General features: G+C 64.1%; 23 protein-coding genes and 1 tRNA gene. 7 read left to right on the top strand and 17 right to left on the bottom strand.

Annotated features, from left to right (window positions below; all coding sequences use genetic code 11):
• Nucleotides 1-22: 22 nt before the first annotated feature.
• The 3 genes from G454_RS0100755 to hisG all read right to left on the bottom strand — a co-directional run bounded on the left by G454_RS0100755 (nucleotide 23) and on the right by hisG (nucleotide 3,056).
• Nucleotides 23-709 (bottom strand): acetate--CoA ligase family protein, encoded by a 687-nt coding sequence (locus tag G454_RS0100755; RefSeq protein ID WP_027717033.1) that lies wholly within the window; start codon nucleotides 707-709, stop codon nucleotides 23-25.
• A gap of 2 nt (nucleotides 710-711) precedes the next feature.
• The gene (locus G454_RS0100750) at nucleotides 712-2,106 is read right to left on the bottom strand and encodes an acetate--CoA ligase family protein (RefSeq protein ID WP_027717032.1); all 1,395 of its coding nucleotides are present in this window, start codon (nucleotides 2,104-2,106) and stop codon (nucleotides 712-714) included.
• 80 nt (nucleotides 2,107-2,186) lie between these two features.
• On the bottom strand, nucleotides 2,187-3,056 hold the full coding sequence (gene hisG / locus G454_RS0100745; protein WP_027717031.1) for an ATP phosphoribosyltransferase: 870 nt from the start codon (nucleotides 3,054-3,056) through the stop codon (nucleotides 2,187-2,189).
• A 166-nt stretch (nucleotides 3,057-3,222) separates the two neighbouring features.
• On the opposite strand from hisG, the gene G454_RS0100740 reads away from it, so the two are divergent.
• Nucleotides 3,223-3,927, top strand: coding sequence for an LCP family protein (locus G454_RS0100740; RefSeq protein WP_027717030.1), 705 nt, complete (start codon nucleotides 3,223-3,225; stop codon nucleotides 3,925-3,927).
• A gap of 12 nt (nucleotides 3,928-3,939) precedes the next feature.
• Nucleotides 3,940-5,103 (top strand): amidase domain-containing protein, encoded by a 1,164-nt coding sequence (locus tag G454_RS0100735; RefSeq protein WP_035106270.1) that lies wholly within the window; start codon nucleotides 3,940-3,942, stop codon nucleotides 5,101-5,103.
• A gap of 39 nt (nucleotides 5,104-5,142) precedes the next feature.
• Here the strand turns inward: G454_RS0100735 and G454_RS0100730 are convergent, their stop codons facing one another.
• On the bottom strand, nucleotides 5,143-5,670 hold the full coding sequence (locus G454_RS0100730) for a BON domain-containing protein (protein ID WP_027717028.1): 528 nt from the start codon (nucleotides 5,668-5,670) through the stop codon (nucleotides 5,143-5,145).
• Between the two features lie 126 nt (nucleotides 5,671-5,796).
• Between G454_RS0100730 and G454_RS0100725 the strand changes: the two genes are divergently transcribed.
• From G454_RS0100725 to G454_RS0100710, 4 genes are read left to right on the top strand one after another with little or no spacing between them, the layout of a single operon-like run.
• Nucleotides 5,797-6,603, top strand: coding sequence for a polysaccharide deacetylase family protein (locus G454_RS0100725; RefSeq protein ID WP_027717027.1), 807 nt, complete (start codon nucleotides 5,797-5,799; stop codon nucleotides 6,601-6,603).
• Between the two features lie 12 nt (nucleotides 6,604-6,615).
• Nucleotides 6,616-7,569 carry a phosphodiester glycosidase family protein gene (locus G454_RS0100720; RefSeq protein WP_211229879.1) on the top strand — a complete coding sequence of 318 codons (954 nt, stop codon included), beginning with the start codon at nucleotides 6,616-6,618 and terminating at the stop codon, nucleotides 7,567-7,569.
• A 15-nt stretch (nucleotides 7,570-7,584) separates the two neighbouring features.
• Complete coding sequence (locus tag G454_RS17140) at nucleotides 7,585-8,454, top strand: hypothetical protein (protein ID WP_084413166.1); 870 nt, start codon at nucleotides 7,585-7,587, stop codon at nucleotides 8,452-8,454.
• A 60-nt stretch (nucleotides 8,455-8,514) separates the two neighbouring features.
• On the top strand, nucleotides 8,515-8,961 hold the full coding sequence (locus tag G454_RS0100710) for an MgtC/SapB family protein (RefSeq protein WP_027717025.1): 447 nt from the start codon (nucleotides 8,515-8,517) through the stop codon (nucleotides 8,959-8,961).
• A 4-nt stretch (nucleotides 8,962-8,965) separates the two neighbouring features.
• Here G454_RS0100710 and leuS read toward each other — a convergent pair whose 3' ends face one another.
• The 5 genes from leuS to nadD all read right to left on the bottom strand — a co-directional run bounded on the left by leuS (nucleotide 8,966) and on the right by nadD (nucleotide 12,853).
• Complete coding sequence (gene leuS / locus G454_RS0100705) at nucleotides 8,966-11,452, bottom strand: leucine--tRNA ligase (protein ID WP_027717024.1); 2,487 nt, start codon at nucleotides 11,450-11,452, stop codon at nucleotides 8,966-8,968.
• Nucleotides 11,453-11,551: 99 nt separating this feature from the next.
• A tRNA-Ala gene (locus G454_RS0100700) sits at nucleotides 11,552-11,626 on the bottom strand.
• Between the two features lie 31 nt (nucleotides 11,627-11,657).
• Nucleotides 11,658-11,786, bottom strand: a complete 129-nt coding sequence (locus G454_RS22525; protein WP_281168422.1) for a hypothetical protein — start codon at nucleotides 11,784-11,786, stop codon at nucleotides 11,658-11,660.
• Between the two features lie 26 nt (nucleotides 11,787-11,812).
• Entirely contained in the window at nucleotides 11,813-12,184 is a 372-nt protein-coding gene (gene rsfS, locus G454_RS0100690) for a ribosome silencing factor (RefSeq protein WP_027717023.1), read from the bottom strand.
• Nucleotides 12,185-12,238: 54 nt separating this feature from the next.
• Nucleotides 12,239-12,853, bottom strand: a complete 615-nt coding sequence (nadD, locus tag G454_RS0100685) for a nicotinate-nucleotide adenylyltransferase (RefSeq protein WP_027717022.1) — start codon at nucleotides 12,851-12,853, stop codon at nucleotides 12,239-12,241.
• A gap of 77 nt (nucleotides 12,854-12,930) precedes the next feature.
• Here nadD and G454_RS17135 point away from each other — a divergent pair, with 77 nt between their 5' ends.
• Nucleotides 12,931-13,839 (top strand): selenium metabolism-associated LysR family transcriptional regulator, encoded by a 909-nt coding sequence (locus G454_RS17135; RefSeq protein ID WP_035106257.1) that lies wholly within the window; start codon nucleotides 12,931-12,933, stop codon nucleotides 13,837-13,839.
• On the opposite strand, the gene G454_RS0100675 is transcribed toward G454_RS17135, so the two are convergent.
• The 8 genes from G454_RS0100675 to G454_RS22670 form a co-directional block, all read right to left on the bottom strand.
• Entirely contained in the window at nucleotides 13,836-15,107 is a 1,272-nt protein-coding gene (locus G454_RS0100675) for a glutamate-5-semialdehyde dehydrogenase (protein ID WP_245574258.1), read from the bottom strand. The genes G454_RS17135 and G454_RS0100675 overlap by 4 nt on opposite strands.
• Nucleotides 15,108-15,128: 21 nt before the next feature.
• Complete coding sequence (proB, locus tag G454_RS0100670; RefSeq protein ID WP_027717020.1) at nucleotides 15,129-16,250, bottom strand: glutamate 5-kinase; 1,122 nt, start codon at nucleotides 16,248-16,250, stop codon at nucleotides 15,129-15,131.
• Between the two features lie 49 nt (nucleotides 16,251-16,299).
• The gene (obgE, locus tag G454_RS0100665; protein WP_027717019.1) at nucleotides 16,300-17,568 is read right to left on the bottom strand and encodes a GTPase ObgE; all 1,269 of its coding nucleotides are present in this window, start codon (nucleotides 17,566-17,568) and stop codon (nucleotides 16,300-16,302) included.
• Nucleotides 17,569-17,579: 11 nt separating this feature from the next.
• Nucleotides 17,580-18,152: a Spo0B domain-containing protein gene (locus tag G454_RS17130; protein ID WP_051275729.1), complete on the bottom strand. Its 573-nt coding sequence runs from the start codon at nucleotides 18,150-18,152 to the stop codon at nucleotides 17,580-17,582.
• A gap of 84 nt (nucleotides 18,153-18,236) precedes the next feature.
• Nucleotides 18,237-18,503 carry a 50S ribosomal protein L27 gene (rpmA, locus tag G454_RS0100655; protein WP_027717018.1) on the bottom strand — a complete coding sequence of 89 codons (267 nt, stop codon included), beginning with the start codon at nucleotides 18,501-18,503 and terminating at the stop codon, nucleotides 18,237-18,239.
• A complete protein-coding gene (gene rplU / locus G454_RS0100650; RefSeq protein WP_027717017.1) occupies nucleotides 18,504-18,827 on the bottom strand; it encodes a 50S ribosomal protein L21 in 324 nt (107 codons plus the stop codon).
• A gap of 143 nt (nucleotides 18,828-18,970) precedes the next feature.
• On the bottom strand, nucleotides 18,971-20,599 hold the full coding sequence (locus G454_RS0100645) for a sodium:solute symporter family protein (protein WP_035106254.1): 1,629 nt from the start codon (nucleotides 20,597-20,599) through the stop codon (nucleotides 18,971-18,973).
• Nucleotides 20,600-20,638: 39 nt separating this feature from the next.
• Nucleotides 20,639-20,746 carry a symporter small accessory protein gene (locus tag G454_RS22670; protein ID WP_342669526.1) on the bottom strand — a complete coding sequence of 36 codons (108 nt, stop codon included), beginning with the start codon at nucleotides 20,744-20,746 and terminating at the stop codon, nucleotides 20,639-20,641.
• Nucleotides 20,747-20,920 lie beyond the last annotated feature (174 nt).

Here is a 20,920-nt window from a genome sequence, read left to right as displayed (position 1 = left end):
GTCTAACCGCATCCCGCAACGCTTACCCGGCCAGCACCAGGCGGGCATCGGCCACCACGAGCCCCCGCTCGTACACCAGCACCGGGTTTAAGTCCAGCTCTCCAATCTCCGGGTGGGCCTCCATCAGCCCCGATACCTTCACCAGCAAGTCCGCCAGCGCCTCGATGTCGGCAGGAGGTACGCCCCGGTAACCCGCCAGCAGCCGGTACCCCCGGAGGGAGCGGAGCATCCTCACGGCTTCCTCTCGCGCCACCGGTAGGAGGCGGAAGCTCACGTCCTCGAGGATCTCGGCCAGCACTCCCCCCAGCCCCGCCATGATTACGGGCCCGAAGTGAGGATCCCCGGTCACCCCCACGATCACTTCCCTCCCCGGCGGGGCCATGGGCTGCACGCTGACCAGGGCCCGGGGGTCCAGCGCCGCCGCCCGGGACAATATGCCGCGGTACGCGCGGCGGACTTCCGCCTCCCCCCGCAGGTCCAGCGCCACGCCGCCTGCCTCCGTCTTGTGCACGATAAGGGGCGAGCGCACCTTTAAAACCACCGGGTAACCCATTTCTTCGGCCAGGGCCACGGCCTCATCCTCGCTTGCGGCCAGGCGGCAAGGCACCACCGGTACGCCTGCACGGCGCAGCACCTCCTTGGCCTCGTCCTCGCATAAAATGCGGCGGCCTTCACGGCGGGCAGCAGCCACGATCTCCCCTGCGACCATCTTTATTCCCCCTCTCCCCGGCGCAAGGCGTAGTGGATGAGCGCGGTGGCCCCCCACGACGCCTCCTCGGGCGTAAGATAAACGGGCACCCCGCGGCCCTGCAGGATATCCCTCTCCGGCCTCACCTCATCCAGGGCGGCAATGTAAAGGGCCACCACGGGCTTGCCGTAGCGCTCCCTGACGGCCAGGATCTCCGGCGTAGGGCAGCGCCAGTGCCTGTGCTGGCAGAAAATAGCCGCCAGCAAGTTTACCCCGGGATCCTGCGCCACCGCTTCCAGCAGGCGGCCAAAGGTGGCGGCCTGCATTCCCTGCCCCGCCGCATCCAGGGGGTTCTTTAACACCACCGGGGGATTTTCTCCCAGGATCCCCTTGATTTTCTCCATTGTTTCCGGCGCAAAGGCGGGGAAAACCCCTCCCCCCATGGCCACTTCGTCCAGAAAGACGATGCTAGGGCCTGCCGTGTGCGTAACCACCCCCACGCCGTTCCCGGCGGGGCGAGGGGCCAGGGCCAGGGCCTTGCAGGCGGCTACCATGGCCAGGGTATTCTCCACCATCAGAAGGCCGAACTGCTCGCCGAAGATTTGCCGGTACATGCGGTAGCTCCCGGCCATGCTGCCGGTATGGGTAAGGGCCGCAAAGTCCGCCCTCCCCGAACGCCCCACCTTGTAGACCACCACGGGCTTCTGCCGCGCCACCTTTCCGGCCACCCGCGCCAGGCGCCCGGCGTCCTCCGTGCCTTCCAGGAAAAGGCCGATGACGGAGGTGCTCTCGTCCTGCGCCAGGTATTCCAGGTAGTCGGCAGGCTCCAGCGTGCTGCGGTTTCCCACCCCTACCCACTTGCCGATGCCCAGCCCCTCATCCCGGGCCTTCTGCAGGATGGCCAGTCCCACCCCGCCGCTCTGGGTAATAAAAGAGGCGCTGCCCCGCGGCAATTCCCCGAGAGGGTAGAAGGTGGCGTTTAAGCCGGCGTGGGTGTTGAGCAGCCCCAGGGTATTGGGGCCCACTACTTCCATGCCGTACCGCCGCGCCACTTCCACCAGCCTCTTCTCCAGGGCCTCTCCCTGCGGGCCCGTCTCTTTAAAGCCCCCGGCCACCAGGACGACGCCTTTTACCCCTTTCCGCCCGCACTCCTCCACCACTTCCAGGGCCGCCAGCTGGTTGACCCCCACCACCGCCAGGTCCACCGGGCCCGGCACTTCTTCCAGAGAGCGGTAGACCGGCAGCCCGGCCAGCGTCTCCAGCCGGGGGTGAACGGGATAAATTCGCCCCTTAAAGCCGGCGGAAACAATGCTCTCCAGGAGGTTGTAGCCCACGCGCTCGGGGGAGGCGGTCACCCCGATTACGGCCACGGCCCGGGGGTAAAAAAGGCGGGCGATGACCTCCGCTTTCTGTCCCACAGCCGATCACCCCCGGCAAAAGCCTTTATTAAAGAGTAATTCTCTTCCTTTCCGCCTATAACCTCCCCCGCACGCCTTTTTTAAGGGATGACCTTGTTAAGGGGGTACTCAATGATATCCTGGGCGCCGGCGCGCTTTAAGGCCGGGATGAGGTCCCGCACCTTTTTCTCGTCGAGGATTACCTCCACGGCCACCCACTCGCTGTCCACCAGCTGGGAAATGGTCGGGTGCTTCATGGCCGGCAAAAGCGCCAGCACCTCCGCCAGCGCCCCGCGGGGCACGTTCATCTTCAGGCCCACCTTGGCGTCCGCCCGCAGGGCCCCCTGGAGGAGCACGGCCAGGTTCTCCAGCTTCTCCCTCTTAAAGGGATCCGCCCAGGCCTTCTTGTTGGCGTGGAGGCGGGGAGTGGAGACAAGAATGGTGGCAATCTCCCGCAGGTTGTGCGCCTTTAAAGAAGCCCCCGTCTCCGTCAGGTCGGCAATGGCATCCACCAGGTGGGGAACCTTTACCTCCGTGGCGCCGTAGGAAAACTCCACAAAGGCCTCCACGCCGTGCTCCGCCAGGAACTTCCTGGTTACCCGCACCAGCTCCGTGGCAATGCGCTTGCCCTGCAGGTCCTGCACGGTCTTAATGGGGCTGTCGTTGGCCACCGCCAGGACCAGCCGGATGGGATTGGCGGTCTGCTTGGAGTAGACCAGCTCGGCCACTTCCACCACGTCGGCCTCGTTTTCCATAATCCAGTCCAGCCCGCTGATGCCCGCATCCAGCATCCCCTCGCTCACGTAGCGGGGAATTTCCTGGGCGCGCATGAGGACTACCTCCAGCTCAGGGTCGTCCACGCTGGGAAAGTAAGAGCGGCTCCTTACCGCCAGGTTAAAGCCCGCCCGCTTGAAGAGCTGGAAGGTGGCCTCCTGCAGGCTCCCTTTGGGCAGTCCCAGGCGCAGCTTCATCTTGCGGCCTCCTTTAGCTATTTAATATGTTAATATGCTATCATGGCAGCGAATCTTTTTCCAGTATAACCCCCTCCCCCTTCCCTGTCAATATGCGCCCCGCATAAAATGCTCCCTCCCATGCCAAACTGATACCTGTGCGAGCCAAAGGGGGCCTTGCAAGCTCATGCGCTTTCTAGCCGGTTTGCTGGCAGCCCTTTTCCTCCTGGGCCCGGCACGGGCGGCGCGCGCCGGCGAAGACCAGGCCGTTAACGTGCTCATCTTCTGGACCGATCACTCCCGCCTCAAGGCCGTCACCCTGATGAGCATCACCCCACACAAAAAGCCGGTGGGCATAGTTTCCATTCCCGTCAACGCCCTGGTCCGCGAAGGCGGTGCCGCCACACTGGAGGAGCTCTTTTACCGCGCGGGGAGGGAAGGGGTCACCGCCTACCTTGAAAAGCGCTTCGGCATTCCCATCACCCACTACGTGGACGTGAGCCAGGAAACGCTGGCCCGCACCAGCGAGGCCCTCGGCCCCCTGGCCATTGACGGTAAGAAAACCTCCCTGCTGGAAGTCTTTGAGGGCACCTACACCGCACAGCGCCTGGACCTGCAGGCGGAAATCCGGGCCCTGGCGGCCAGGCTCATTGAGCCGCCGGTGCTCGTGAAGCTGCCCCGCCTCCTCTGGATCTTCACCACCGGCGTGGAGACAAACCTGGGGGTGGGGCAGATCATAGCGCTCTACCAGGCCCTGCAGGGAAACGGCCCGGAGATCCTGCGCAAAAAGGCCCTGCCGGGATACGAGTTTTCTGCCGGCGCCCGCAGGTACTGCGAGGTGCCCCCGGAAGCCTGGTGGCAGGTCCTGCGGGAGGTAACCCGCGAGTATTAGGGAGGGGGAAACATGCGCCTGTGGACGACCGTCCTGCCGCTGCTCCTCTTCTTTAACTGCCTTGCCGGGGGTGCTTGCGCCCAGGGCACGGCCCCCCCTGCGCCCGCAAAGGAGGAGCTCATGGCCGCGTTAAACGAAATTTTCGGCTTCCGGGCAAGGGCCCTGCTTACGGGCGCTCCGCCGCCGCTGGATAAATACTACGACACCGACACCAGGCTGGGCCGGTGGGCCCTCGCCCACGAGCAGGGCAAGGTGAGCTACGTGCAGGCCTGGGCCGCCAAGCGGGGGGTACGGTTCGTGGAGGCCAACGCCGCCCTGCGCGTACCCTGGTGGCGCTGGGAAAAGGACGCCGCCGAGCTTCTGGTTCACCACAGCCTCCAGCTGGGCTACGTGTACCCCGGCGACGCGCAAATAAATCGCTTTGGCATCGGCACCCGCCACTGGATGAAATTGGTCAAAAAGGACGGGCGGTGGCTCATCCAGCAGGACTTCTACCTCGACGGCCTGGGCGACGATTCCCTGGCCGAGAAGCCCACCCCGGCAGACGGCCCGGCCCTAGTGCAGCCGGTTTCCGGAGCCGAAGGCGAGGGGAGGGAAAAGAAGGCCCCGGGCACCGGACCCAAGGTGTTTGACCGGGAAGGGGCGGTGCGCTATGCGGACAAGTATGCCGGGCTGGCCTGGGGGGCAGGCAACGACCACCGCTACAACTCGCGATACCGGGACCTAAACGACCGGGGCGGCGACTGTACCAACTTCGTCTCCCAGTGCCTGGGGGACAGAGAAGAAGGGGGCAGGCTCCCCATGGACGGCACGTGGTACTACCGCTACGACCGCCAGGGCGGCTCCGGCAGCCGGGCCTGGGTACAGACGGAGGCCTTTGCCCGCTGGCTCCTCTACAGCGGGCGCGCCAGGCGCATTGCCCGGGGAACTTTTGCGCAAGTAAACCAGCCCACCGCCGCCTTCCCCAGGGGGGCGGTGCGGGAGCTGCAAAAGGGGGACCTCATCGGCTACGAAGAGAAGGGGCACATCGAGCACTTCGCCATTGTGGTGGGCGCGGATTCCGGGGGCTACCCGGTGGTGAACGCCCACACGGTGGACCGCTACCACTGCCCCTGGGATATCGGCTGGGACAAGTCCACGGTCTTCCACCTATTTAAAATCAGGGACGAGCTTTAAAAGCTCTGGCGGCGGGTCTTTTCACCCGCCGCCGCGTCCTTAGAACAGCCGGGCCTCTCCCTCGTCCTCCCGGTCGTTGTTGACCTGATGGTGGAAAATGGCCGTTAAATCCTCCTCGTCGTACCCCCCCGGGGGAAGAAGTTTCACCTGACAGACCACTTCCTTTACCCCGCGGGCCTTAGCCGCCGCAGCCCTGGCCCTTTCTATTTCCGCCGGGCTGTCCGCGAGGCCCGTTAAATAGACCACCCCTCTCACGCTCTTCACCCCTATGTGGTGCGGGTTCACTCCCGACGCCCGCAGCTCCTCGCTCACCTCAAATTCCACGTCCTCATCCCTGACGGCTCCGTCGGTGCTCACGGCCACCGCGCTCCTCACCCCCCGCACGCCGGGGACGGCGGCGGCGATTTTTTGCGCCTGCTCCTTTTCCGCCAGGGTGTCCACCACCCCGGAAACGGTGACCCACCCGTCCACCACCCGGGCCTTTAGCCCGTACTCCCGGGTGCGCACGTCGCCGTCTAAAGCCTCCTGCACTTTCCTTTCCAGGAGCTCGTCCAGGTCTTTTTGCAAAGCCCCTTCCCTCCCTTCCAGCCCCTTATTATTCCCGGTCTCCGGCAAATATATGGCCTTTGGGAAGGAATGAGGCTCTTTTTTTGCGAATAAATAAGTGATTTTAGGAGAAATCGGGGGAACTCCATGCACCGCTACTTTGCCCTGCTGGCCGCGGCACTCTTCCTGCTCGCCGCCTGTTCCCCGGCGGGGGAAAGAACGCCGACAGGCGGCCAGGCCGGGCCGCCCGCCCGGCAGGAGGAGGCCGGAGAGGAGCCGGTCTACCCGCCGGGGGTGCCCGTGCTCATGTACCACAAGATCGGTGACGAGCCCAACAACGACGCGGTGATCTCCAGGGAGAAGTTTCTCGAGCAGATGGCCTACCTGTACCAGAACCGGTACCACCCCATCTCCCTGGAGGAACTCTACGCCTACCTCACCCGGGGCGAAAAGCTGCCGCCCCGGCCCGTGGTCATCACCTTTGACGACGGCTACCGGGACACCTACGAGGTCGCCCTGCCGGTGCTGAAGCAGTACGGCTTTAAAAGCGTGCTCTTCATTCCGGGGATGCAGGTGGGCAAGCGCCTGAGCAGAGAAGAGCTCCTGGAGATGAAGGCCGCGGGCATGGAAATTGCCGCCCACGGCTTCTACCACCGCTCCCTGGGAGTGCTTTCGCCGCGGGAGCAGGAAGAAGAGATAAGAAAATCGAAGGAGATTCTCGATCAGACCCTAGGGCAGGACACGCGCTTCTTCTGCTACCCCAACGGGAGCTACAATCAGGAAACGCTACGTATCTTAAGGGAGACGGGCTTTGTCATGGCCTTTACCATGGAGCCGGGGTGGGCCAAGCCCGGCGATAACCTGCTGGCCTTGAAGAGAATCTGGATGGGCAACCGCATAGACCTCACCCGCCTGCAGCAGAGGCTGGCCCGGGAAGATTACCCCCGCACCTGAGGAGGGACAACTGTGAAGAGGCTGCGCGTGGCCTTAAAGGTAATCCTGCGCTTTATCCTCATCAACCTTATCTTCTTCCTCCTCACCTCGCCCGTGGTGGTCCTTTTCGGCCCCTTTGAAAACATCAAGCGCAGCGTGGTGGGGGCCATACTCACCTCCCGCCACCCCCACTATATAACCTGGCTCCTCTCGGAAGAAAAAATTGCCGCCATCGTGGGCAACAAGGGGGCCACGGAGGCCCGCCAGGACCTGTTCCACATCAACCGCCCGAAGAACGACGACCTCCTGCGCCTGATGCACATTAAGGGCGCGCGGTTTGTGGGCTACCTCCTGGAGGTGAGGGACCCCACCAGGGTTAAGGTGGCTACGGCCCGCGACCTGCACGAAAAAGGGGACACCGTGAGTACCATAGCCATTAACAACAACGCCATTGCGGCCATCAACGCCGGGGGCTTTGACGATCCCCAGGGCACCGGCACGGGGCGCCTGCCCTACGGTGTGATCGTGCACGAAGGCAAGTTCCTGGTGGGGGGAGACATCCAGGGCAAGGTGGACGTGGTCGGCCTGACCAGGGAGGGAGTGCTGGTGGCGGGGAAGTACACGGTGGAGGAAATGAAGAAAATGCACCTGGCCGAAGCGGTGACCTTCGGTCCCCCTTTAATTTTAAACGGGCAGAAGATGATCACGCAGGGTGACGGCGGCTGGGGCGTGGCCCCCCGCACGGCCATCGGGCAGCGCAGGGACGGCACCATCCTCATGCTGGTCATTGACGGGCGCCAGCCCGGTTACTCCCTGGGCGCCACCCTGCTGGACATCCAGAACATCCTCTACGAGCAGGGCGCGTACGTGGCCGCCAACCTGGACGGCGGCTCCAGCACCACCATGTTTTACAACGGCAAGGTAATCAACAAGCCCTGCGACATGCTGGGGGAAAGGATGGTCCCCACAGCCTTCATCGTCAAGTAGCGGGGGGATGGGCCGGTGCCTAAAAGAGCGGGGAAAATAGGCAAGCTCCTGGCCTGGCTGGCGGCTGCCGCCGTCCTGCAGGCGGGCGTGTACCTCTACCTGGACAGGGTCCTCCTTGCTCCCGCTTCCCCCTTCCAGGTAGGCGCAGTAACGGGCAAGGAAGACATTGTCACCACCGGCAAGGTCTATTACTCCCGGGACCGGCGCTACATGGCCCATGTGAAGAACGACCAGGTGGAGATTTACTCCATGAAGGACAAGAAGCTGGTGCGCACCGTGGACCTGGAGGAGAAGAGGGTTTCCTACTTTAAATGGCTGGAGGACCGGGACCTGGCCCTCATGGGCCTTTACCACGACGGCGCCGCGCAGACCGAGGTCACCCTGACCCAGCTGTTCCCCGAGCCGGGCATCCACGAGGTGGCCACCACCATCAAGGAGCTGCCCAAGGGGAGCAGGATTACCGACGTGGCCTACTCCGTGGCCACCAACGTCATCTATATCCAGGTCAAAACGGCATCCAACATCTACCGCATCTACCGTACCGACGCCAACCACAACCTGGCCCGCATCTACCTCAATACCAACAACATCGGGCGCATTGCCGTGCTCTTTGACCAGGACACCCTCATTTACGACGACCTCACCCACAACACCGTCAACATGCGGGAAGGAAACGGGCGCTGGAGGGTGATCTCTCCCCCCAACGGCAGGTACCGCCTGGTGGGAGTGGACCACGACAACAACATCTACATTGCCAAGCTCAACGAGGAGGGCTTGAGCGAGAGCATTTACCGGGGCAGGTTGCAGGTGGGCTTTTTCCACCAGCGGGACCTGCGGGCGCCGGTGGACGCCCGGGAGCTGACGCTCTCCGACGTCATGGGCTAAAAAACGCATAGCCAGCACGCAGGCGGGCCAGAATATGGCCACAAGAGAGGGGGTTTTCCCGTGGTGGACGCAAAAGAGATGGCCTTCCGCCTGGTGCTGGCTTTTTTGGTCGGCTTTTTTATCGGCCTGGAGAGGGAGAGGCGCCACAAGCCCGCCGGCGTGCGCACCCACACCCTGGTCGCCCTGGGAGCCGCCCTTTTCACCCTCATCGGCAGCTACGGCTTCCCGCAAAGGGAAGCCGCCTACCTGCCCGCAGACCCCACCCGCGTGGCGGCGCAGGTCGTCACCGGGGTGGGCTTCATCGGCGGAGGCATCATCTTTAAAGACCACGACCACATCCGCGGCCTGACCACCGCCGCCAGCATCTGGGTAACCGCCGCCCTGGGCACCGGCATTGCCGCCGGCCTGTACCTGCCCGCCCTGCTGGGCGCCCTCCTGGGGTACATCACCCTGCGCCTCAACTACCTCCTGCGGCGGCTGGGCATCGAGGAGGCAGGGGAAGAGTAGGCCCCTACCTCACCACGATATTCACCAGCTTCCCGGGAACGGGAATGATCTTGAGCACCTCTTTGCCTTCCAGGAGCTGCCTCACCCTGGGCTGTGCGAGCACCACTTCCTTCATTTCCTCGGTGGAGATACCGGCGGGCACCAGCACCCGCTCCCGCACCCGCCCGTTGACCTGCACCACAATGGTGATCTCGTCCTCCACCAGGGCCTCTTGGTCGTAGGCAGGCCAGGGCTGCCGGTGGATGCTTTCCCGGTGGCCGATGGCCTCCCACAGCTCCTCGGCAATGTGGGGGGCAAAGGGGGCCAGCAGGAGGAGCAGGTGCTCCACGGCCTCCCGCATGACCGCCGGGTCGCGGTCCGTTTCCGGCACCTCCCTGTACTGGTAGAGGGCGTTGACCAGCTCCATGATGGCGCTGATGGCCGTGTTGAAGTTGAAGCGCTTTTCGATGTCCTCGGTAACCTTTTTAACGGCCTGGTGGGTCAGGCGGTGCATCTCCCGGTTGACCCCCACCAGCCTGCCGGAGGGCCGGGAGGGAGCACCGGCAATTTCCGGCGCCACAGCCGTCACCAGCCGCCACACCCGGTTGAGGAAGCGGTAGCAGCCCTCCACGCCCTGGTCGCTCCACTCCAGGTCCTTCTCTGGAGGTGCGGCAAAGAGGATGAACAGCCGGGCCGTATCGGCGCCGTACCTTTCCACAATGTCTTCGGGGCTCACGATGTTGCCCTTGGACTTGGACATCTTGGCCCCGTCTTTTAAAACCATGCCCTGGGTGAGGAGGTTGGTAAAGGGCTCCTGCACGCTGACCAGACCCAGGTCGTAGAGGACCTTGGTGAAGAAGCGGGAGTAGAGCAGGTGGAGGATGGCGTGCTCCACGCCCCCGATGTACTGGTCCACCGGCAGCCAGTAGTCCACCTTGGCCCTGTCCCAGGGCTGGTTTTCATCCCGCGGGCTGGTATAGCGGTAGTAGTACCAAGAGGAGCACACAAAGGTGTCCATGGTGTCGGTTTCCCGCCGCGCCGGGCCCCCGCAGCGGGGGCAGCGGGTGTTTACAAACTCGGGGCAGCTGGCCAGGGGTGACTGGCCGGTGGGCTTAAACTCCACCTCCCGGGGGAGGAGCACCGGCAGGTCCTCCTCGGGCACGGGCACCGTGCCGCAAGCTTTGCAGTAAATGATGGGGATGGGGGCTCCCCAGTAGCGCTGGCGGGAAATGAGCCAGTCCCGCAGGCGGTAGTTCACCGCGCTCCGCCCCAGGCCCTTTTCCTCCGCGTATTTGACAACTGCCTTGATGCCCTCTTCTTTGGTAAGACCGTTAAACGGCCCCGAGTTAACCATCACCCCGTCCCCTTCGTAGGCACAGGTCATGGTTTCCGGGTCGAGTTCCTCGCCGGGGGGCTGGATGACCACCCTGATGGGCAGGTTGTACTTGCGGGCAAATTCAAAGTCCCGCTGGTCGTGGGCCGGCACGCCCATCACCGCCCCCGTGCCGTACTCCATGAGCACGTAGTTGGCCACCAGGATGGGCACCTGCTCCCCGGTAAAGGGGTTCACGCAAAAAACCCCGGTAAAGACGCCTTCCTTTTCCAGGGTGGTGGAGGCGCGGTCGATCTCCCGCATGTTGCGCACCCGGCGCACGAACTCCCGTACCTCTTCTTCCTGGGGCTTACCGGCAACGAGCTTTTCCACCAGCGGGTGCTCCGGGGCCAGCACCATGTAGGTGACTCCGTAAACCGTGTCGGGACGGGTGGTAAAGACGACTATTTCCTCCTCCATGCCGGCCACCTTAAAGCGCAGCTCCGCCCCCTCGCTCTTGCCTATCCAGTTCTCCTGCATTACCTTGACCTTCTCCGGCCAGCCCTCCAGCAACTCCAGGTCTTTGAGAAGGCGCTCGGCGTAGGCGGTGATCCTGAAGAACCACTGCTCCAGCTCCCGCCTTTCCACGGGGGTCTTGCAGCGCTCGCAGACGCCGCCGCCGACCACCTGCTCGTTGGCCAGCACGGTGGCGCAGGAGGGGCACCAGTTAACCGGCGCCTTTTTCTTGTAGGCCAGGCCGCGGTGGTAGAGCTGCAGGAAGAGCCACTGCGTCCACTTGTAGTAGCCGGGGTGGCAAGTGGCCACCTCCCTGTCCCAGTCGTAGCTGATGCCCAGCTGCTTCAGCTGCGCCCGCATGGCCCGGATGTTGTCCATGGTCCAGTCGGCGGGGTGCACGTTGCCGTGCTTGATGGCCGCGTTTTCCGCCGGTAGCCCGAAGGCGTCCCAGCCCATGGGGTGCAGCACGTGGAAGCCCCGCATGGTTTTAAAGCGGGCCACCACGTCGCCGATGGAGTAGTTGCGCACGTGTCCCATGTGCAGCTTGCCGGAAGGGTAGGGGAACATCTCCAGGCAGTAGAACTTGGGCTTACGGCTAAAGTCGGGAGTTTTGTACAGCTTTTCCTTTTCCCAGCGCGCCTGCCACTTGGCCTCGATTTCCTTAAAGTTGTAGCGTTCCCTCACCTGCACACCCACTCCTAAAACTGCTCATAAATTTAAGCCTCCCGCCCCTTGCCTTTAGGGACGGGAGGCCAATCCCGCGGTACCACCCTAATTGGTAAGTGGTGGAGCTGACGGGACTTGAACCCGTGACCTCTTCCATGCCAAGGAAGCGCGCTCCCTCTGCGCCACAGCCCCACGTATTACCCGCTTTGCGGTGAGCTAACGGTCACCCGCCGTCCCGGGGTACCTCTCTTCCCCCGGGAAGCTCCAGGGCGAGTTCGGCAGGCCGGACCACCGCCTCGCACCTGCCGGCGGCTCTCTTGAGGTGCCTTCCCTGCCTACTGCTCCCCTTCACGGCCTTTCTCCTGCTCGCAGGCAATGTTAATTATACGATAAGCTTGCCCTTTTGTCAACGGTCTGCACGCGGGCATTGCCCCACAGGCGCTCCAGGTTGTAGAACTGGCGCTCCTGCTCCCTGAACACGTGCACCACCACGTCGCCGTAATCCAGCAGCACCCACTGGCCCCCCCGCAGGCCCTCCTGGCGGGGCACGAGGCCGTGACTCCTGGCCACTTCCTCGATGATCTCCTCGGCAATGGCCTGTACGTGGGTGACGGAGCGCCCGCTGAAGATGACGAAGTAATCGGCAATGATGGAGAGCCTGCTGATGTCCAGAATGATGGCGTCGTAGGCCTTCTTGTTTTCCGCCGCTTTCACGATGGTGTCAAGCAGCTTGCGAGGGGAAAAGGTCAAAAGGCATGCCTCCCGGTGAAAAAGTCTTTGATCATTATACTACCCAAGGCGCCCTCATTTGTATAGGCCCCGGTTTAAAATGTAGGCCTCCACCGGCTCGGGAAGGAGGTACTTGATGGGGCGCCCTTCCCGCACCCTGGCCCGGATGTCCGTGGAGGAGATGGCCAGGGCCGGCACCTCCATAGGTATGATGCGCTCCATCTGGGACTCCTTGATTTTCCCCTTCAGGCGGGAGCGCAGGTTCCCCAGGGGGTAGCCGGGGCGGGTAGCGGCAATAAACCAGCACATCTCCAAAAGCTCGTCCACGTCCTTCCAGCTCAGGATCTCCAGCACGGCGTCGGCGCCGGTAATAAAGTAGATTTCCGTGTGCGGGTAGAGTTCCCTGACCTGCCGCACCGTGTCAATGGTATAGGAGTAGCCCGGGCGCTCCACCTCAATGGTGGAGGTTTCAAAGTACGGGTTGGAGGCCACGGCCAGCTCCGTCATGATGAAGCGGTGGTAGGGATCGGTAATCTGCCTGGCTGACTTGTGGGGGGGCCTGCCGGCGGGAACGAAGATCACCTTGTCCAGCGCAAAGCTGTGGCGGGCCCCTTCGGCGGCCACCAGGTGCCCGTAGTGAATGGGGTCGAAGGTGCCGCCCATAAGTCCTATCCTCTTCCATGCCTTCATAACGGCCCAAAACCCCTTGTTGACTTTAAATGACGGGCTCCATAGAATTATGACAGGTTGAGGAGGGTCGTCAGGCTATGCTGGATCACCAGCTGCGGGTTTTCGTCACCGTTGCCGAAAAGAAAAGCTTTTCCCGGGCCGCCAAGGCCCTCAGGCTTTCCCAGCCGGCCATCAGCCAGCACATCCAGGCCCTGGAGGAGCACTACCAGGCCAGGCTTTTCGAGCGCTCCAACCGCAAGGTAGAGCTGACCCAGGCCGGCACCATCCTCTACTCCTACGCGCAGAAAATCCTTAAGCTGCACCAGGAGGCCGAAAGGGCGCTTTCAGACCTCATGGGCCTGGTAACGGGCAGGATCGTGGTAGGCGCCAGCATGACCATCGGGGAGTACGTCCTCCCGGGCCTGCTGGGGGCCTTTGCCCGCAAGTACCCGGAGGTGGAGCTGGCCATGATCACGGGCAACACCGCCATGATCCTCGAACAGGCCGTAGAAGGGAACATCGACCTGGCCCTGGTGGAGGGGCCGGTGGAGCACGCCCAGCTGGTGGCGGAGCCCTTCCTCACCGACGAAATGGTGCTCATCGTGCCGCCGGACCACCCGCTGGCGGCCAGGCCCCAGGTATCGGCCAGGGACCTGGCCTCCTGCACCATCATCCTGCGGGAAGAGGGGTCGGGCACCCGCCTGGTGGCCGAAGGCGTCCTCAAAAAGCTTAACGTAAAGCCGACCCGCATCATCCAGCTGGGCAGCATCCAGGCCATCAAGCAGGCGGTGGAGGCGGGCCTGGGCATCTCCTTCCTCTCCAAGCTGACCATCAAAAAGGAGCTGGCCCTGGGCACCATTAAGCCCGTGCGCCTAAAGGACCTCACCATCACCAGGGAATTCAAGATCGTCCGCCACCGCACCAAGTTCCAGTCCCGGGCCTGCGAGGAATTCTGCCGCTTCGTCAAGGAAGGGGAGGCTCTCGCCGCCCTGCAGGCCAAGGCCTAGCCGCGCACCTGCCCCTCCCCGAAGACCACGTACTTGTACGTGGTCAGCTCCCTCAGCCCCATAGGGCCGCGGGCGTGGAGCTTTTGCGTGGAGATGCCGATTTCCGCCCCGAAGCCGTACTCGTAGCCGTCGGTGAAGCGGGTGGAGGCGTTCACGTAAACCGCCGCCGCGTCAACCTCCCGCAGGAAACGCCTGGCCCGCGCGTAGTCGCGGGTGACGATGGCCTCCGAGTGCCGGGTACCGTACCGGTAAATGTGGTCCAGCGCCTCGTCCAGGGATTCCACTACGCGCACGGCCAGGATGAGATCCAGGTACTCGGTGGCCCAGTCTTCCTCCGTGGCCGGCACCACCCAGGGCACCAGCTCCCGGGTCTGCCCGCAGCCCCGCACCTCCACGCCGTAGGACCTGAGTTCCTCCAGGAGCCCCGGCAGAAGTTCCGGCGCCACCGCCCGATGCACCAGCAGCGTCTCCATGGCGTTGCACACTCCCGGACGCTGGCACTTGGCGTTGATGACGATGGTGCGGGCCATTTCCAGGTCTGCGCCTTCGTCCACGTACACGTGGCAGTTGCCCACGCCGGTTTCGATGACCGGCACGGTGGCGTTCTGCACCACCGTCTGGATGAGGCCCGCCCCGCCCCGGGGTATGAGCACGTCCAGGAGGCCGTTTAACTTGAGCATGACGTTTACCGCCGCCCGGTCGGTGCTCTCGATGAGCTGGATGGCCCCGGCGGGAACCCCTGCCCGCTCGGCGGCCAGGGCAATGACGGCGGCAATGGCGCGGTTGGAATTAATGGCTTCCGACCCTCCCCGCAGCACCACGGCGTTGCCGGCCTTTAGGCACAGCCCGGCGGCATCCACGGTCACGTTGGGCCGCGCCTCGTAAATTACCCCCACCACCCCCAGGGGAACCCTCATGCGGCCGATCTGCAGGCCGTTGGGCCGCTGCCACATGGCCTCGATTTCCCCCACGGGGTCGGGCAGGGAGGCCACCGTGCGCAAGCCCTTGGCCATGTCTTCGAGGCGCTCCGGGGTGAGCAGCAGGCGGTCGATGAGGGCGCGGGAGAGCCCCTTCTCCCTGCCGGCCCGCACGTCAACCTCGTTGGCCTCCAATATGGCCTCCTGGCTGCGCAGCAGGCTTTCGGCCATGGCTAAAAGGGCGCGGTTTTTGACCTCTGTGGAAAGGTAGGCCAGGTGGCGCGCGGCCTCCTTTGCCTTGCGGGCCTTCTCCCTCACTTCCCTTTCGATATCCTCCAGTGATGCCGTCAAGGAAACTTCCCTCCCCGTCTCCTAGATCTCCAGCACCATGTTGTTGCGGTGCACCACTTCGTCGTAGTCCTTGTAGCCCAGCACCTGGGCGATATCCTTTGTCTTTAAGCCCTTAATGCGCTCCACCTCGTGAGCAGAGTAATTAACTATCCCCCGGGCAATCTCGCGCCCTGCCGGATCGCATATGCTTACGGTGTTGCCCACTTCAAAGTTGCCCTCCACCCTGGTGATGCCCGAGGGGAGGAGGCTCTTGCCGTTTAAGAGGAGCGCCCGGGCCGCCCCCTCATCCACGTAAATGCGGCCCTGCACGGCGGCGCCAAAGGCAATCCAGCGCTTTCGGTTTTCCAGACGGCCCTGCGGCCAGAAAACCGTGCCCAGCGGCTCGCCGGCCAGGATGCGGCGCACCACGTCGGGGCAGGAGGAGTTGGCCAGCACGGTGGTGATCCCGGAGTGCATGGCCACGCGCGCGGCCTGCAGCTTGGTCACAATACCCCCGGTGCCCACCGCCGAGCCGCTCGCCCCGTTGAGGGCCTCCAGCTCGGGGGTTATCTCGCTCACCTCAGCAATGAGGCGGGCCGCAGGGTTCTTGCGCGGGTCGTCGTCGTAGAGCCCGTCGATGTCCGAAAGGAGCACCAGAAGGTCGGCATCCACCAGGGTGGCCACCAGGGCGGCCAGGTTGTCGTTGTCCCCGAACTTTATCTCCTCCACGGCCACCGTATCGTTCTCGTTAATGATGGGCACCACGCCCAGGCGCAGGAGCGTGTAGAGGGTGTTGCGCGCGTTTAAAAAGCGCCGGCGGTCGCTGAAGTCCTCCCGCGTCAGCAGCACCTGGCCCACGGTAATGCCGTACTCGGCAAAAAATTTTTCGTAAATGTGCATGAGTAGTCCCTGGCCCACCGCCGCCGCCGCCTGCTTTTCCGGCAGGCTCTTGGGGCGGCGGGCGTAGCCCAGCCGGTGTTGGCCCATGCCGATGGCCCCCGAAGTGACTAAGAGGACCTCCCGTCCCTGGTTGTGCACGTCGGCCAGCTGGCGCACCAGATGCTCCAGCTGCGCAATGTTGGGGCGCCCGGTGGGGTAAATGAGGGAGCTGGAGCCCACCTTAACCACCAGGCGCCGCACGTTGCCCAAGTTTCTTTTGGCCATAAAAACACCACCGCCACCAGTATACCACAAAGTGCCGCCGGGATCTCCTTTATTCCAGGTAGGTAAACTCAAACTTGCCGATGCGCACCGTATCGCCTTCTTTAACGCCGGCCTCCCTCAAGGCCTCTTCCAGCCCTAACCGCTCCAGGATCCGCTGCATCCGGCGCACCGCCTCCTCGTTGTCCAGGTCGGTCATGGCCACGAGCCGCTCCACTTCCCTCCCCCGCACCACAAAGACGCCGCCCTCGCGAAAGATGCTAAAAGGCGCTCCTTCCTCGATCCCAACCGCACGGCGGGGTGCGGCGGGGGGCGCCTGCGGCGCCGGCAGCCGGTCCAGGAGGTCGCCTATACGGTACACCAGGGCGGGGAGGCCCTCGCCGGTGAGGGCGCTCACGGGAAAGATCTCGTATTTCCCGCCCAGGGCCTCCCGCAGGCGCGCAAGGTTTTCCATGGCGCCCGGCAGGTCCATCTTGTTGGCGGCCACGATCATGGGCCGGGAAGCCAGGCCCGGGTCGTATAGGACCAGCTCCCGGTTGACCACCTCAAAGTCCCGCAGGGGGTCTCTCCCCTCGCTGCCGGAAACGTCCAGCACGTGCACCAGGAGGCGGGTGCGCTCGGTGTGGCGCAGGAACCGGTGGCCGAGGCCGGCCCCGGCATGGGCGCCTTCGATGAGGCCGGGAATGTCGGCCATGACAAAGCTGCGCCCCTCGTCCAGGCGCACCACCCCTAAATTGGGCACCAGGGTGGTGAAGGGGTAGTCGGCTATCTTGGGCCGGGCGGCGGAAACCCGGGAGATGATGGTGGACTTCCCCACGTTGGGGAAGCCCACCAGGCCCACGTCGGCTAGGAGTTTTAGCTCCAGCTCCAGCCACCTTTCCTCGCCGGGCTCGCCCTTTTCGGCCATGCGGGGGGCCTTGTTGGTGGGGGTGGCAAAGCGGGCGTTGCCCCGGCCTCCCCGCCCCCCGCGGGCCACCACCACTTCCTGGCCCGGGTGCACCAGGTCGGCAATGACCTCGCCCGTCTCGGCATCGCGCACCACCGTGCCCGGGGGCACCCGTAGGATCAGGTCCCGCCCGTTCCTGCCGTGCATGTTCTTGCCCATGCCGTGCTGCCCCCGCTCGGCCCGGTAGTGGCGCTGGTAGCGGAAGTCCACCAGGGTGCGCAGGCCCGGGTCCACCCTCAGGATCACGCTGCCTCCACGCCCGCCGTCACCTCCGGCAGGTCCCCCGTCCGGCACGTATTTCTCCCTGAGGAAGGCCACGCAGCCGTTCCCGCCGTCGCCGCCTTTAACGTAGATCTTGGCCGTGTCGTAAAACATGCCCCTTCACCTCACTCCCCTTCCCGCAAGGGAAGGCTTAAAACAACCTCCGCCAGCAGGCCTCCGGCGGCAGGCCGCACGCCTAGCGCCGCGCCGCCCCCGCACCCGGCCAGCTCTTCCCCGGCAGCGTCCACCGCTTCCCTCAGGTCCCCGTGGTCCTGCACCGGCACGCTCACGCGGAAGAGGCAGCGGCTGCCGTCCTTCTCCAGGGAGACGGAAAGGGAGCGGTGCCGTACCTCAGGAGGAGAGAGCATCCTCACGGCCCGCAGGAGAACCGCCTCCAGGGCCCGCCCTATCCTCGTTCCCGGTACGGTGCAGGAAACCAGGGAACAGCGGATGTCGTAACGCAGGTCCACCTGTGCCAGGGCCGCCTCCCTTAAAGCGTAAAGCAGGGCAAAGGCGGCCTCCGGCACCCCGAGGTGCAAAATCGCCCCCTGCCGCTCCAGCTCCCGGGCCACTTCGCGGATGTATGCGCGGGCCTCCTCGCCCTTATGCAGCTGGATAAAGCCGGAGATGACCTGCAGGTGGTTGAGGAAGTCGTGCCGCTGGGCACGGAAAACACCCAGAAGGTCGGCCATTTCCATAAATAACTTTCCCCCGCCCGTACAAAAAGGTACAAGAAAAGCCAGCCTGGTGTGGCTGGCCGCAAAACCGCTTCTCGGGGCTTCCTACATGGTGGCTGCCGCCGGGATCACGCTGACCTGCTTTTTGTGGCGCCCCTTGCGCTGGAAGGCGACAATGCCGTCCACGAGGGCAAAAAGCGTGTCGTCGCCGCCGATGCCCACGTTGCGCCCGGGGTGGATCTTTGTGCCCCGCTGGCGCACCAGGATGGTCCCGGCCCTCACAAACTGCCCGTCCTGGCGTTTGACGCCCAAAAACTTGGGGTTGGAATCGCGACCGTTGCGCGAGCTGCCGACGCCCTTTTTATGCGCCATTTAACTCACCTCCCGGACGTCGATCTTTTCCACCACTACCTGTGTGAACGGCTGCCGGTGCCCCTTCTTGCGCCGGTAGTTTTTCTTGGGCTTGTACTTAAAGACGATGATCTTTCTGCCCCGCCCGTGGCGAACGACCTTTAAGATTACCCTGGCCCCTTCCACAAAGGGCGTACCGGCAACCAGCCTGCCGTCTTTTTCCACGGCCAGCACTTCCCGGCACTCTACCGTCTCGCCGGGCTCGGCGGGCAGCTTCTCCACGTAGAGGGTGTCCCCCTCGCTAACCCGGTACTGCTTTCCCCCCGTGGCGATGATGGCGTACAACGGCAAAACCCCCTTCAAGCAGGACTCGCCGGGAGCAGGCAGGGCGCCGCCGGCCCGTTTGGAGCCCCTCCCGTGCGGTTGCGGCAGCCCGGGGCTGCCTACGGGCAATATTTTAGCATATGGCCGCGTTTTGTCAAGGAAAGCTACTCGTTTAAGGCCGGTGCGCCTGGCCCGTGGATATTCCTAAAGCATGCGCGCAGGTGCTCTCGGGGGAGCGATTGCGAGGCCAGGCTCACCAGCACGAGGGCCGCGGCGGAAGCCGGCAGGGCCACCACCAGGGGGTCGATGATGTTCCAGGGGAAAGAGGCCAGGTAGGGCTTCCCCGTAAGGGCCTTGGCTACCCCGAAGATCACCGCCTCCTTCTGGTGCACGAAAAGCACCATGAAGGCGTAAACCGCCGAGCCCGCCAGCATGCCCGCGGCGACCCCGCTGCCCGTCGCCCGGGGCCAGTACAGGGCCGCCAGGAGCGCCGGCAGGAAGCTGGCCGCGCAGAGGCCGAAAAAGATGGAGGTGGCCAGGGCAATGATGCTGGGAGGGAGCTTAAAGCCCAGGTAAAGGGTCACGGCCAGGCCCACCAGCACCCCGCCGCGGGCAACCATCATGCCGGCCCGCGGCGAGGCCTCCGGCTTGCCCATGAAGTAGAGGTCGCGCACCGAGGTACCGATGACGTGGAACTGGCTGCTTAAAGTGGACATGGCCGCCGCCAACAGGGTGAGCATGAAAATGTAGACAAACCACGGGGGCAAAGCCTGGTTGATGTACAGGGGGATGATGCGGTCGATGTTCGGCGTGTTGGTAACCGGATCGGTGACCATGGCCAGGGCAATCTTGCCGCTGGTGCGGTAGAAGTAGACGTTGGAAAGGGCGCCCACCACAAAGGCGGTGCCGGTCATGGCCAGGATGAAAATGCCGCCGGTAACCATGCCGCGGTTCAGCTCGCGGGTGCTGCGCAGGGTCATAAAGCGCACGGCCAGCTGCGGCTGGGCCAGCACCCCGATGCCCACGCCGAGCACTAGGGTGGTGAGCACGTACCACCACAGCTCCGACCCCACCAGGGGCATGGACGTCCAGCCCGCGTGGCCCTTGGCGGCCAGCGAGGGCGGCACCAGGCCCTTTAAAGCCGACAGCGCTTCGTGGGCCGGAGTGATGCCGCCCAGCCGGGCGTAGGTCAGCACGAGCAGCAGCACCATGCCCACGAACATGATCCCGCCCTGCAGGGCGTCGGTGTAGATGACGCCCCGCAGGCCGCCGTAAAAGACGTAGGCGGCCACTAGGAGGGCAAAGACGACCAGGGCCAGCGAGTAATCCAGGGAAAGCACCTGCTCTAAAAAGCGGGCGCCACCGATCATCACCGCCGCCGCGTAAAGGGGCATGACCAGGGCAATGAGCAGCGCGGCGTAGGCGTGGATGAAGCGTGAGTTAAAGCGCCTGGCCAAAAGTTCCGGGAAGGTCTCCACTCCCAGGTTGGACCCCATGAGCCGGATGCGCCTGCCCAGGAAGGCAAAGGCAATAAAAATGCCCACCAGGATGTTTAAGGCGGCCAACCACAAGAGGCTCATGCCGTAGGCGGCTGCCGCACCGCCAAAGCCCACGATGGCCGAGGTGCTGATGAAAGTCGAACCGTAGGAAAGGGCGACCAGAAAGCCGTTAATCTGCCCGCCCGCCAGCATGTAGTCGGATGAGGTGCGCGTCTGGCGCCACCCCAGGTAGCCCAGGAAAAAGGTCGCCGCCAGGTAAGCCGTCACCACCAGGTAAAAGAGCGGGTCGCGCAAAGCAAATCTCCTCCTTCCGTCCTGCCGTCCTGGTAAATTTTAGTCGCCGGTATTCCAGCGCACCGCCCCGTAAACCACGCAGAGCAGGGAAGAGGCGATGCAGAGGATGTAGGCCAGGAAAACCCCTGCCCCTTCAAGCCCCAGCAAGGTACCACCTCCTGTTAAAAATTTAAGGCTTTTCGTCCAAGGGACGAAAAGCCTTTGCTTTCCGCGGTACCACCCTTCTTGGCCGCCCCCGCTCCGGCCCGGGCGGCCCCCTCGTTCAGGCACAAAGCGCCTCCTTGCCCGCTCACGGGGGCAGCCGGCGCCGCCTACTTTTGC

This window comes from Desulfovirgula thermocuniculi DSM 16036 (genome assembly GCF_000429345.1).
In the GTDB taxonomy this organism is placed as follows: domain Bacteria; phylum Bacillota; class Desulfotomaculia; order Desulfotomaculales; family Desulfovirgulaceae; genus Desulfovirgula; species Desulfovirgula thermocuniculi.
Note: the sequence above shows the minus strand (reverse complement) of the source record. Positions and strands in the feature narration are given on the sequence as shown.